Raw genomic sequence first — 13845 nt, 5'->3', positions numbered from 1 at the left:
ACTTATGGCGAAAAAAATCTGTATTTTAATTGAACAACTTAACGGTGGTGGCGCAGAACGTTCCGCGGGTATCTTATCTAAAATATTATCGGGCTTGGGGCATCAGCTATTTATCATCACCTTGTTAGATGATATTGGTTATGAGTATGAAGGTGAACTCATCAATTTGGGGAAATACAAAAAGGGGTCCCACAGTTTTTTTAGCAAATACAGGAGATATTTTCAACTCAAAAAACAACTGAAAAATCATCAGTTTGATTTGATTTTAGATTTTAGAATGAAGAATTTTGCTTTGCGAGAGGTTTTGCTGAATTGGTTGGTGTTTAAAACCAAAATCGTTAATATGGTTAGAAGTTATTTCTTAACTTATTACTTTCCAACACCTTTTTATATCTCAAAAAAATTATATAAAAACTATTATGGAATCAATTGTGTGGCAAATGCCATTAAGGAAAATATAGAAGATAAATTTGAATTTACCAATGTAACCACTATTCCAAATCCAATTCGCGTTAATTTTATTACTGAAAAAGCAAAAGAAAATCTTCCTAAAAACTATGGCAGATATATTATAGCCGTAGGGCGTCACCATCCAATTAAACAATTTAAAAAATTGATTGATATTTATTTAGACTCCACTCTTTTAAAAAATAGTGTAAAACTTCTCATTTTAGGCGATGACCTGGGAAATGATGCTTTAAAAAACCACATTGAAAAAACCAATGCCTCAGATTTGGTTAAATTATTACCTTTCGCAGAAAATCCTTTTCCTTATTACAAAAATGCCGAATTCTTGGTGCTTTCCAGTAAAAACGAAGGTTTGCCAATGGTATTAATAGAGGCTTTAGCCTGTGGCACACCGGTGGTTTCTTTTGATTGTCCTTCGGGGCCAAGTGAAATTGTACAACACAAAAAAAACGGTTTGCTAATTAAAGATCAAAATTTTGCGGAGTTAAAACGTGGTATGGAAAAAATGCTCCGCGATGAAAATCTATACGCCACCTGTGTTGCTAATGCGCAGAAAAGCGTGGATAAGTTTAGCATGGAAAAAATTACAAAAGATTGGAAAGCGTTTTTAGAAAATACTAGCGAGGGCTAAAAAAACTCCGTTCTCTCCTGCAAGGTTTATCTCCGGTGCGCGAATTCAAATCTTGTAGGCTAGCATCAAAAGTTTTTTGTTTGTTGCAAAGATCTCAGATTTATCCTGCAAGGTTTCCAAAAACCTTGTAGGTATGTTTCAGCCTGCACTTCGGTAAGTCTTATCTCCGTTTGTCTTTTCGAATAATACCTACAAGGTCGAAAATAGACCTCGCAGGAGGGTTTGGAGAAAGTTTCAAAGCCGAATTCTCCTGCAAGGTTTATCTCCGGTGTGCAAATTCAAACCTTGTAGGATAATATCGGAAAGTTTTTTTGTTTATTGCAAAGATCTCAGATTTATCCTGCAAGGTTTCCAAAACCTTGTAGGTATATTTTCCGACCTACACCATAAAATTATTTTCGTTTGTCTTTTCCGAAAAACACCTACAAGGTCAGAAAAAGACCTTGCAGGAGGGTTTGGAGAAAGTTTCAAAGCCGAGTTCTCCTGCAAGGTTTATCTCCGGTGTGCAAATTCAAACCTTGTAGGTGTGTCTCCGCGTGCACTTTAGCAAGATTTATCTCCGTTTGTTTTATTTGAATAATACCTACAAGGTCGAAAAAGACCTTGCAGATGAGTTTGGAGAAAGTTTCAAAGCCGAATTCTCCTGCAAGGTTTATCTCCGGTGTGCAAATTTAAACCTTGTAGGTATGTCTCCGCGTGCACTTTAGCAAGATTTATCTCCGTTTGTTTTATTTGAATAATACCTACAAGGTCGAAAAAGACCTTGCAGATGAGTTTGGAGAAAGTTTCAAAGCCGAATTCTCCTGCAAGTTTTATCTCCGGTGTGCGAATTCAAACCTTTTAGGTATGTTTCAGCCTGCGCTTCGGTAAATCTCATCTCCGTTTGTCTTTTCGAATAAGACCTACAAGGTCGAAAAAAAACCTCGCAGGAGGGTTTGGAGAAAGCTTTAGAATTATTATTTTAACTCACCAACTCACCAACTCACCAACTCACCAACTCACCAACTCACCAACTCACCAACTCACCAACTCACCAACTCACCACTCACCACTAATTTCACTCAATACGGCGTAACTTTAATTCCTTTTTTCAATAAAATCATTTTCGTGCGTTTAAAAAATCGGTATAGCCAAAACGGACTTTTTAAAAGCATTGTTTGCTGTAACGAAAGCTGCGAAAAATCTATTTCGCGCATAAACTTTTCAAATAAAGCTTTATCGCGCTGATTTTTATATTGGGACGCGTAATAATAGCGCTTAGAATTGATGTATTTTTTTAAAGAAAGATTGTTTTCCGCCAAGGCATCAAATTTTTTAAAATCTATTAAACGCTTGTTTTTTATGCCGCTGTTGGTCATTTGCTGCGGTACGCCAATATTGTATATCGCGCAAGATTTGCAATAGTACGCCAAAGAAAACTGCGTGTTTGCCTTGATATTAAAATCTACGTCCTCGCCAAAATCTATTGCTGTATCAAATAAACCAATTTTTTGAAAAACTTCTTTATTAAAAGCCACGCAGCTATAACAATAAATCGGATTAAAAAGGCTGGCTTTAAAGAAATCGGGAATTTCCAGCATTTTATTTTCTTGATAAATGCCTTCTAAATTTTTCTGCGGAAACGTGGTTTTGTCGCCAAGTTGTTCTTCATAATCTGTTCCTAAAATAGCACAATTTGGAAATTTTCTAGACAGGCTGTCAATGGCTGAAAGGAAATTGGTTTTCCAAAGATCGTCTGCATCTAAAAATGTGACTATTTCGCCAACAGCTTGTTTTATTCCCGTATTTCGCGAAGCAGAAAGACCCTGATTTTTTTGATGATGCAGCAATTTAATTCGGTTATCGTCAAATTGTTCGAGTATTTTAACGCTATTATCAGTAGAACAATCGTTTACCACCAAAAGTTCAAAATTGGTAAAATTTTGCGCCAAGACAGACGCTACGGTAGCTCCGATGTAGTTTTCTTTGTTGTACAAAGGAATAATTACAGAAAACTTAGGCATTGGTAGAGTTCTTTTTTTGACAGATAAAATAGTTTAAACGATACAAATCAAATAAAAAAAGCGAAGGATTTTTTGAGCATAAGTTCTTTTTGATTAAAGGATTAAATTTACCAATAATAAACCTAAATAATGCGGTAGCGTGCTTCTTTTCTAAATGTAAATAAGCCTTTTGTAACGAAGAATAATCTTTTGGTAACCAGCCTTTCTCTTCAAAATAAAGTAGAGAATCTATAGCGCGTTTTGATTTGTTTATAAAACTTTTGTTGTCTTCCAAACCGTGATTAACTATCGGGTTTTCGATATGCAAAACAGCAACTTTCATTTTTTTAAGCCGATACGAAAATAGAATATCTAAGCCGTAACGGTTTTCTAAAAAAGTGTTGGCTACTAAAAAAACGTCTTTTTGAATACAAATACATTGTGAAATTAAAGAAAGGTAAGGCTCTTTTTTCCGTAAAGCTAAAGCTTTGCTTTCTCTTTGGTTGGCAAATTTCCAGCGTAAGCGTTTATCTTTTGTAGGAATTTTTGTGTTTTTTGCTATCCCGCCATAGATTATTTCGTATTTATATTTCTTTACGGAAGCAATTAGCTTTTCAATAAAGTTAGTCTTCGCCGGCATCACATCGGCGTCTAAAAATAAGAGGTAATTATGGCGTGCATTTTTTGCCAGAATATTGCGGGTAGCCGTTCTTCCTAAATTTGTTTCGTTTTGGAGGTAAAGACAATTAGAGAGTTGCGAAATTATTTTTTTGTTTTCGGAAGAAATTTCGGTTTGGGTAGAACAATCGTCTGCTGCTATAATTTCAAAAATTATGCTTGCTTTTTTTACTTGCACATGTATTTCGGTAACCAAATGCCTGACATTATCATTGTAAACGGGAATTAAAATAGAAAGCATCTGGTATAAAAATTAAGCGCTTTTTTGAACTACCTCAAAAACTTTTTGTCCGTCGCACTTTAAAGTTTTAGAAGGATATTTAAGCAAGAGTGCATAATCGTGGGTTGCCATTAAAATGGTGCGACCGTTGTTGTTAATCTCGCGTAGAACTTCCATCACTTCTACAGAAGTTTGCGGATCTAAATTTCCAGTAGGCTCGTCTGCCAAAATCAATTCCGGGTCGTTTAACAAAGCGCGCGCAATGGCAATACGCTGCTGCTCGCCGCCAGAAAGCTGGTACGGATATTTAAAACTTTTGGTTTTCATACCCACTTTATTTAAGACTTCGTCTATTTTATTTTCCATAGATTTTTTGTCTTTCCAACCGGTTGCACGCAAAACAAATTCGAGGTTTGCTTTTACCGTACGGTCGTTTAGCAATTTAAAATCCTGAAAAACCACGCCTAATTTCCTACGTAAAAACGGAATTTGCTTTTCTTTTAACTTTCGTAAATCGAAACCTACAATACTGCCTTCGCCTTCTTTTAAAGGAATATCGCCATAGAGAGTTTTCATAAAACTACTTTTTCCGGTACCGGTTTTCCCGATAAGGTAAACAAATTCGCCTTTTTTTATCTCTACATCAACTTCTGATAAAATAAGGTTTTCTCGCTGATAAATAGCGGCGTTGTGTAGTTCTAAAATGCTTTCTGCCATAGCTTGTTTTTTGAGCTCTAAAGGTATGTTTTTATTTTAAAAGAAAAAATGGGATGTGGGAGATTAGGAATTAGGTGTTAGGGATTAGGTTTTATGGAAATTTCAAAATTCAAATTTTTCATTTCAAATTTAAAACTGTTTTTGCTAACTGCACATTTTTTAAAAATGAAAACCGCTAACGCTTATTTGAGACGAGTGCTATTCTTTCTATTGCCATTACTGCCAATGGTTTGTGACGATTATTGTGTATAAGCCTTACATAAAAACAAGATTAACATAATTATTACAGCTTCCATTCGTTATTAAAATAGATATTAAATTATCTTTGAAACCAAATTTTTAAAATTCACTATGCGCATGCCTTTTAGAATAAGTTTAATCGCGTTTTTGCTGCTTGCTTTCAACTTGCAGGTTTTTGGACAGCAATCTGCCATTTATACCAATAATTTAGTAGAGTATAATCGGGCTTTAGAATTGTATAACAAACAACAATACCAAGCCTCTATAACGCTGTTTAAAACGGTGAAAAATTCTGCAGAATCTCAAGAAATTGAGGCTAATGCTGCTTATTATATTGCCAATGCGGCAGTACGATTGGGGCAACGCAATGCAGAAGAATTAATGCAAGATTTTGTGCAAGATTATCCCAGTAGTCCTAAAAGAAATTCGGCTTACGCTAACGTAGCCAACTATTATTTTGAAAGCGGCGAGTATAGCCGTTCTTTAAACTGGTTTCAGCGTGTAAACCAAAGTCAGTTATCCCGCGGAGAATTAGAAGAGTTTTATTTTAAAAACGGGTATGCACTTTTTAAAGTAGGTCGTACGGCGCAAGCCAAAAAATATTTGAACCGTGTGCGCGACTCGCAAGAATACGGCTCGCAGGCCAAATATTATATTGGTTTTATAGCTTATGAAGGTGACGATTATGAAGAGGCAGACGAGTTGTTTGAAGAAGTAAAAGGGGAGTCTACAGAAGACCGAAACCTGTCTTATTTTCAGGCAGATATGAATTTTAAATTAGGAAAATTCCAAAAAGCCATTCAGCTTGCCAAAGAGCAATTAGAGCGTTCTAATCGCATGGAACGGTCCGAGCTAAACAAAATTATTGGTGAAAGTTACTTCAATTTAGAACAATATGCCCAAGCCATTCCGTACCTAAAAGAATATCGTGGCAAACGCGGCAGGTGGAACAATACAGACTATTACCAATTGGGTTATGCCTACTACAAGCAAGGCAAATACCAAAAAGCAGTTTCAGAATTCAATAAAATTATAGACGGTAAAAACGCCGTTGCACAAAACGCTTATTACCATTTGGCAGAATCTTATGTTAAGTTAGATAAAAAGCAACAGGCCTTAAACGCATTTAAAAATGCTTCGGAAATGAATTTTGATAAAAAAATTCAAGAAAACGCAGCGCTTAACTACGCCAAATTGAGTTACGATATCGGGAATAATTATAAAAGTATTCCGGAAGTGCTCACCAACTTTTTAGAGAAATATCCAAATTCAGAGGAGCGCGAAGAGATTCAAGAGCTTTTGGTAGATTCTTATATTACTTCCAAAAACTATAAAAAGGCAATGGAGTTGTTAGAAGGTTCTAACGCTTACGCGGATAAAAAAGTTTACCAGAAAGTAGCCTTTTTACGTGGTTTAGAATTATACCGAGCAACCAATTATAAAAAAGCGCGCGAGAACTTTGATAAATCCTTAAGCGAGCGTAACAACCAAAAAATAACGGCAAAAGCCACTTTTTGGAAAGCCGAAACAGATTATAATCTTGGCAATTTTCACGAAGCATTAATTGGCTATAAAGAATTTAAAGGAATGCAGGCTGCAAAAAGTACGCAAGAATTAAAAGATATAGATTACAATATTGGTTATGCCTATTTTAAAAAGAAAGAATACGCCAACGCTATTCAGCATTTTAAAAATTACGCCAATACACACCAACAACCTATAGAGCAGGTAAACGATGCACTTTTACGACTTGGAGACAGTCATTTTGTTACTAGTGATTACTGGCCCGCCATGGAAGCTTACAATAAAGCCATTGCCATGAAAGGAGTAGACAGTGATTATGCCTATTTTCAAAAAGCAATTAGTTATGGTTTTGTAGATAGAAACAAGCGTAAAATAGAAGACTTACAAGACTTTTTAAATAGATACCCAAAATCTATTTACCGCGACGATGCTTTATACGAATTAGGAAATACCTACGTGGCAGAGAACAAAACCGAAAAAGCCTTAGAAGCTTACGGTAATTTGGTAAAACACCAACCGCGTAGTTCTTTTGTGGCAAAATCGCTTTTAAAACAAGGTCTAATTTATTATAACAGCGATCGTGGTAACCAAGCTTTAGAGAAGTTTAAGCAAGTAGTTGCAAAATACCCTAACACAGACGAAGCTTCGCAGGCTGTAAAAAACGCGCGCGTAGTCTATGTAGATTTAGAACGTACAGACGAATATGCAACTTGGGTAAAAACCTTAGATTTTGTAGAAGTGTCTGATTCTGATATAGAAAATGCCACTTACGAAGCAGCCGAACAACAGTTTATAGAAAATAATACAAAGGCTGCCAAAAGAGGCTTCGAAAAGTATTTAAAAGATTTCCCTAATGGTTCTTATGCTTTATCATCGCACTTTTATTTGGCGCAAATGCAATTTAAAGATAACGAATTGGCAGCTGCCAAACCGCACTATAAATTTGTTGTTGACAAGGGTAGAAACGAATACACCGAGCAAGCCCTGGCGCGTTTATCACAGATTTATTTAGAAGAAAACGCATACACAGAAGCTATTCCGGTTTTACAGCGTTTAGAAACCGAAGCAGATTTTCCGCAAAACATAACTTTTGCCCAATCTAATTTGATGAAAGCTTTCTACCAAAAAGAGAACTACCAGAAAACGCAAGAATATGCAGATAAGGTTTTAGCCAACCAAAAAGTAGATAACGACGTAAAAAGCGATGCGCAGGTGTTTATTGCTCGTTCGGCTATTAAAACCGGAAACGAAGATCGTGCTAAACAAGCTTACGCGGAAGTTAAAAAGATCGCAAACGGCTCTTTGGCTGCAGAAGCACAATATTATGACGCCTATTTTAAACGAAAAGAGGGCAAATTTGAAGCTTCTAATGCTGCGGTGCAAGTTTTAGCAAAAGAATACTCCGGTTATAAAAAATACTCTATTAAAGGTTTGTTGCTAATGGCCAAAAACTATTACGATTTAAAAGACGCCTACCAAGCAACCGTTATTTTAGAAAACTTGATAAATAGCGCAACAAATTATCCGGATGTTGTAGAAGAGGCTAAAGCCGAATTGCAACGTATAAAAACAGAAGAAGCAAAAACAAACGCCTCTGTAGAAGCAGAGCAAAACTAAATTACCCTGAAAAATTTCTTGCTATATATGAACGCACTATCATTTAGTAAACTCGCAGTTTTTTTATTGGCAGTATTTAGCCTTAACACCCTTTCTGCCCAAGAAGACGATGAAGAAAATACAATAGATACAGAACGTCTTATCATTGTAAAACCTTATTCGCCAACAGTAAGCGATGCTTTTAAGGTAAAGCAAATGCCAAAATTAACAGACTCGTTACAACAGCAACCCAAAGAAGTAAATTATAAAATATTTTCTTTTCCGGTAGCTTCTACTTTTACACCGGCAAAGGGCAAAGCCACTGGCGTTCGTGTGCAACCACGTGCGCGTTTATATGACAATTATGCGGCCCTTGGTTTTGGTAATTACTCTAATGCTATGGCAGAATTTTACAGTACGGTAGAATTAAACCGGGACGAAAAAGTAAATCTTGCCTTACAGCATAATTCTTCACAAGGCGGAATTGAAAATGCAGTTTTAGACGATAAATATTACGATACCCAATTAGATGTAGATTACCAAGCGCAAGCCAGAAGCTTTAGCTGGGGCGCTAATTTTGGTGTGCAACACCAAGTGTATAATTGGTATGGAGCACCAGATTTTTTGCCACTCAGCCCGGCAGAATACGAAGATATAGATCCGCAGCACACTTTTTATGCGGTTACCGCCGGAGCAACAATAAATATGGACCAAGGTATTTTTAACAAAGCAGATTTGCAATACAGAAGGTTTGGAGATAATTATAGCAGCGGCGAAAATCACGTAGTTATAACTCCGGAATTTGAGTTTTATGCCGGCAACGAAATCATTAATACAGATGTTTCTGTAGATTACCTTGGCGGAAAATTTGACCGGAATTACTTTACGGAAGAAGAACTAAAATACGGTTATTTAAACATTGGCATTTTACCAAGCATTCAATTAACGCAAGGCGATTTAAACGTAGATTTAGGAGCGCAACTCGTTTACTCTATAGATTCTGAAAACGATGAAAACGATTTTTTTATCTATCCAAAAGTAAAAGCCAGTTACCCAATAGCAGGAGATTATCTTAGTCTTTACGCTGGGGCAGAAGGAGGCTTAAAACAAAACACCTATTATGCTTTCGCGCAAGAAAATCCGTTTGTTTCGCCAACTTTAGGTATAGCGCCTACAGACAAACAATACGATATTTATGCCGGCGTAAAAGGTAAATTTACCAGCGCTTTAAGCTATAATGCCAAAGCCAGTTATACTTCCGAAAAGAACAAAGCTTTATTTGCACACAACACCTATCTACCTTTTGATCCCAAAGAAAATTATCAACACTTTAATTCTTTTAAGGTGTTGTACGACGACGTTTCTACTTTGGGTATTTATGGCGAGTTGCAATACCAAGCTAACGAAAAATTAAATTTAAGGCTTAGCGCCGAAGCAAACACCTACGATACAGATAAGCAAGCCGAAGCCTGGAACTTGCCGGAATTAAAAGCCAGCTTCACCGCAGATTATCAAATTAGCGATAAATGGTTTGCCAATGCAAGTATTTTTTATGTAGGAGAACGTAAAGACATTTACCATTACAACCTCGCGCCGGTAGACGGAACAAATACTCGTTTTACAAGAGAGTTAGGTGCATATTTAGACGCTAATTTAAAACTGGGTTATAACCTAAACAGTCAATTATCGTTTTTTGTAATGGGAAATAATTTAGCAGAAGGCAATTACCAACGTTGGATGGGATATTCTGTGCAAGACGTACAATTTATGGGTGGCGCAAGTTACCAGTTTGATTGGTAGGTTGAAATTATCAATATGAAACTTTATTTTTGAAAAGCGTTGAGACCTACTTCAACGCTTTTTTTATTTTTACATAAACACTATTTATCATGAAACAAGCTTTATTTTTAATTATAGCTGTCTTTCTTCTTTTTTCATGTCAAAAGAAAGAAGAAATAGATTTGCTGGTTAGCGGGGCCAAAATCTATACGGTAAACGATGATTTTGAAGTAGCTAAAGCAATGGCCATTAACAACGGAAAAATTATCGCTTTGGCCGGCGATATAGAAGAATTAAAAATTCGGTATAAAAGCAAACGAATTTATGAGGCCAAAGGTAAATTTATCTTGCCGGGGTTTATAGACGCTCACGCCCATTTTTATGGTTTGGGCTTGCAACAGAAGAAAGTAAATCTTACCGGCACTAATAGCTTTACGGAAGTTGTAAAACGCATTACCAAATTTCAAAAAGAAAATCAAGTAGATTTTATTACCGGCAGAGGCTGGGATCAAAACGATTGGGAAAAACAAAATTTTCCTACCAAAGACACTTTAGACAAACTTTTTCCCAACACGCCAATAGCAATTACCAGAATAGATGGCCACGCTTTACTTGCCAATCAAAAAGCTTTGGATATGGCAAATATCACTAAAAATTCAACAATAGAAGGCGGCGAATTTTACAAGAAAAACGGCCAATTAACCGGGGTTTTAATAGATAACGCGATGAGCGGAATACAAAATATAATTCCAGAACCGAATAAAAAAGACAAAATAGAAGCTTTAAAAGCTGCGGAAGAAATCACGTTATCGTACGGCTTGACAACAATTGTAGATGCCGGTTTAAATAAAAATACCATTCAATTAATAGACAGTTTACAACAAGCAGGTAAGTTAAAAACCCGTTTGTATACAATGGTAAGTAGCAATCCAGAAGATTTAGATTATTTTCTAAACCAAGGTATTTATAAAACCGAGCGTTTGCACGTTGGTTCGGTAAAAGCTTATGCAGATGGCGCGTTGGGTTCTCGCGGCGCAGCTTTAAAAAAACCGTATTCCGACAAGCATAAACATTTTGGCGCTTTACTTATGAGTCCGCAAGACTTTAAAAAATTGGCTACTCGGGTTTATAAATCAGAATATCAGTTAAATACACACGCCATTGGCGACTCTGCCAATGTTTTGGTTTTAAAAACCTACGATAGTTTGTTGTCAAAAAACGAAGACAGAAGATGGCGGGTAGAACACGCGCAAATTATAGATAAACCCGATTTTGATTATTTCGGTAAAAATATTATTCCATCTGTACAACCCACGCACGCTACCAGCGATATGTATTGGGCAGAAAAAAGAATTGGTAAAAAGCGTTTAAAAAATGCTTATGCTTATAAAAAATTGTTGGAGAAAGCCGGACTTATAGCCTTAGGAACAGATTTTCCTATAGAAAAAGTGAGTCCGTTTTTAACTTTTTACGCGGCCGTTGCCAGAAAAGATGCTAAAGCCTGGCCGGAAAACGGTTTCCAGCCAGAAAATGCTTTGACAAGAGAAGAAGCTTTACGCGGAATGACGATTTGGGCGGCTTACGGCAATTTTGAAGAAAAAGAAAAAGGTAGTCTTGAAGTAGGAAAAATGGCAGATTTTATTGTGTTAGATCACGATATTATGAAAACCCCAATCGAGAATATTTTAACTACCAAAGTAGAAGCTACGTTTATAAATGGCGAAAAAGTTTTTGCTAATTAGCGTTTTTAAAAGCAGCTAAATCCGCTAAACAATACGATTTTAGTTGCAAATCATTGCTCAGTAAAAAATCGCTGTCACCCGCAAAATTGGTAGCTGCTTGCAACAAGCAATTTTGGGTAAGACAATGATGTGAGAATTCAAGATCTTCGTGGTTATTTACAGTGGGAACGCCATGGTTTACCAAACCCAAAAGATGCATAAAATGATGTGCAGCCAACCTGCTTTCTGCCTTTTCTTGGTTGGTTTTAGAATTAGCAACACTTAAAATATCTTTTTCAAAAAGCGCGATAGACGTGTTTCTATACGCCAAACCCAATTGTATGCTATCTGCTGTGTTTTGAGCATAACTTCCCGGCAAGAAAAGTATAAAAGTGCTAATTTTTTCCGGCTCGTTTTCGCTTATGCGGAATTGTTCCTCAATGGCTTCAATAGCATTCTGAGTATAAATTTCCTGCGGCTCTAACATGATTTTATTCGGACTTATAATCACCTCTTTTTCGGTATGTTGTTCTACAAAATCGCGTAAGTTTTGAAGACTTTCCGGCAAGGGCTGAAAATTTTCTGTGTAAGCGACTTCAATTTCTATGGTAGGAAATTCTTCTTGTTGCAGCAGAAATTCTTCCGCGGAAGCGCCAACCGGTAAATCGTTACCAAAAACCGAGACATCTTCGTCTTCATTAGAAGAGTTGCAGGCCATTAACAAAAGACCGACAAAAATTAAATAACAACTATTTTTTAGCATACCGAAGTTTTTCTACATTACGAAAGAAAATCATTTTTAAGCTAATAAATAATTTTTTAAGAAGGTTTTAGCATAGCCAAATAATCATAATGCTCGCCTTCTTCCAGTAAATCGCAGCTAAAACCATTACTTTTTGCAGCCAAAGCCAGGCTGTTAAAATCTATGTAAAGCCAATCAAACGGTGGCGACCAATTATTTTTATAACCAATCTGGTAAGTTAATTCGCCATAATATTGGTTCGGGTTTACCCAAATACCGCCATCTTCTTCGGCATCAAAAAGATAGCGCAAATCTGAAGAATCTAACAAAACTTTGCCTTCGGGTTTTAAAATAGTTCTGAGATGTTGAAAAAATTGAGTAAGATTTTTTAGTTTACCAACAATGCCGCTGCCGTTCATCAACATTAAAACCGTATCGAATTTTTGGTTTTTAAGTTGGTAAAAATCTTGTACTTCTGCCTTTTTTACACCCCTGAGTTTGGTGGTTTTTATAGCACCTTCAGATACATCTATGGCAAGAACGTCTTTGTTTTGGTTTTGCAAATGTAGCGCGTGACTACCAGCGCAACAACCTACATCTAAGATTTTTCCTTCGGACAAATCTAAAGCCCGCTGCTCAATTTTCGGCATTTCTTTATAGGCTCTAAACAAGTAATTTACCGGAATCACATCTTCGTCAAAATCTTGACTTTTTACACGAATATCTGTTGCATTTCCTTTAAGGAAAAAGTCTAAAACGGCCTGGCCAAAAATGTCTGTGGAATTCAAATTCAATTTGGTATTAGTATATTTGCGCTATGGAAGATTTTTTAAAACAACTGCCAAAGTTGGCCAAAGATAAGAAGAAGTCTAATAAAAAATTCTTTGGGAAGCTAAAAAAGAAACCGCCAAAGCAATTAGATTTGTTAATGCAGGAATTGCACGAAGAAGAGTTTGAACGTACAGATTGTCTTACTTGTGCCAATTGTTGCAAAACCACCGGTCCGCTTTTTACCAACAAAGATATTGAGCGTATTGCGAAGTTTTTAAAATTAAAACCTCAGACTTTTATAGATAAATATTTGCGCATAGACGAAGAAAAAGATTATGTTTTGCAGCAAGTACCGTGTGCTTTTTTAGGTCCAGACAATAAATGTTTAATTTATGAAGTACGACCAAAAGCTTGCGCAGAATTTCCGCACACTGACCGAAGAAAGTTTCAGCAAATCTCTAACTTAACAATGAAAAACGTGGAAATTTGTCCTGCGGCCTATAATATTGTGGAAGAGATGAAGAAACGTTTAGCCAACAAGTTATAAGCTAACAACGATGAATTCGCTTTAAGCGGAAAAAAAGGTAGTTAATACGTTTCAATTACTTTTCGGCTGGGTTAAAAAGAATTACTCCTGTAAAGTTTTTTCTGGTCTTGCAGAGATAATTCGAAAAAGAAAAAACAAATAATTTGCTGGAAGGTGGGTTTCATACATATCTACAAGATTTTTGGAACTTTGCGGGATTAAAGCTTTAAATGTAATTAGGTTATTTTAA

Annotated in this window: 10 protein-coding genes; 5 read left to right on the top strand and 5 right to left on the bottom strand. The window is 36.3% G+C overall.

Features of this window, described 5'->3' with window-relative positions:
* Window positions 1–4 precede the first annotated feature (4 nt).
* Window positions 5–1099 carry a glycosyltransferase gene (locus tag FKR84_RS07450; RefSeq protein ID WP_141421671.1) on the top strand — a complete coding sequence of 365 codons (1095 nt, stop codon included), beginning with the start codon at window positions 5–7 and terminating at the stop codon, window positions 1097–1099.
* A 1061-nt stretch (window positions 1100–2160) separates the two neighbouring features.
* Here the strand turns inward: FKR84_RS07450 and FKR84_RS07445 are convergent.
* The 3 genes from FKR84_RS07445 to FKR84_RS07435 are packed head-to-tail and all read right to left on the bottom strand — an operon-like array spanning window position 2161 to window position 4696.
* Window positions 2161–3102 carry a glycosyltransferase family 2 protein gene (locus FKR84_RS07445; protein ID WP_141421670.1) on the bottom strand — a complete coding sequence of 314 codons (942 nt, stop codon included), beginning with the start codon at window positions 3100–3102 and terminating at the stop codon, window positions 2161–2163.
* Window positions 3095–4000, bottom strand: coding sequence for a glycosyltransferase family 2 protein (locus FKR84_RS07440; RefSeq protein WP_141421669.1), 906 nt, complete (start codon window positions 3998–4000; stop codon window positions 3095–3097). Before FKR84_RS07440 ends, FKR84_RS07445 begins: the two co-directional genes overlap by 8 nt.
* A 12-nt stretch (window positions 4001–4012) precedes the next feature.
* Complete coding sequence (locus FKR84_RS07435; RefSeq protein ID WP_141421668.1) at window positions 4013–4696, bottom strand: cell division ATP-binding protein FtsE; 684 nt, start codon at window positions 4694–4696, stop codon at window positions 4013–4015.
* Between the two features lie 357 nt (window positions 4697–5053).
* Here FKR84_RS07435 and FKR84_RS07430 point away from each other — a divergent pair, with 357 nt between their 5' ends.
* From FKR84_RS07430 to FKR84_RS07420, 3 genes are all read left to right on the top strand, one after another.
* Window positions 5054–8077, top strand: a complete 3024-nt coding sequence (locus FKR84_RS07430) for a tetratricopeptide repeat protein (RefSeq protein ID WP_233357700.1) — start codon at window positions 5054–5056, stop codon at window positions 8075–8077.
* A gap of 27 nt (window positions 8078–8104) precedes the next feature.
* A complete protein-coding gene (locus FKR84_RS07425) occupies window positions 8105–9856 on the top strand; it encodes a TonB-dependent receptor (protein WP_141421666.1) in 1752 nt (583 codons plus the stop codon).
* An 89-nt stretch (window positions 9857–9945) separates the two neighbouring features.
* A complete protein-coding gene (locus tag FKR84_RS07420) occupies window positions 9946–11577 on the top strand; it encodes an amidohydrolase (RefSeq protein WP_141421665.1) in 1632 nt (543 codons plus the stop codon).
* Here the strand turns inward: FKR84_RS07420 and FKR84_RS07415 are convergent.
* Together FKR84_RS07415 and FKR84_RS07410 are read right to left on the bottom strand one after the other, a co-directional pair.
* Window positions 11570–12319: a hypothetical protein gene (locus FKR84_RS07415; protein WP_141421664.1), complete on the bottom strand. Its 750-nt coding sequence runs from the start codon at window positions 12317–12319 to the stop codon at window positions 11570–11572. The two genes, FKR84_RS07420 and FKR84_RS07415, sit on opposite strands and share 8 nt — an antisense overlap.
* A 56-nt stretch (window positions 12320–12375) precedes the next feature.
* Entirely contained in the window at window positions 12376–13092 is a 717-nt protein-coding gene (locus FKR84_RS07410) for a class I SAM-dependent methyltransferase (protein WP_141421663.1), read from the bottom strand.
* Window positions 13093–13115: 23 nt separating this feature from the next.
* Here FKR84_RS07410 and FKR84_RS07405 point away from each other — a divergent pair, with 23 nt between their 5' ends.
* A complete protein-coding gene (locus FKR84_RS07405; RefSeq protein WP_141421662.1) occupies window positions 13116–13616 on the top strand; it encodes a YkgJ family cysteine cluster protein in 501 nt (166 codons plus the stop codon).
* Window positions 13617–13845 lie beyond the last annotated feature (229 nt).

It is taken from the genome of Haloflavibacter putidus, from assembly GCF_006546625.1.
In the GTDB taxonomy this organism is placed as follows: domain Bacteria; phylum Bacteroidota; class Bacteroidia; order Flavobacteriales; family Flavobacteriaceae; genus Mesonia; species Mesonia putida.
Note: the sequence above shows the minus strand (reverse complement) of the source record. Positions and strands in the feature narration are given on the sequence as shown.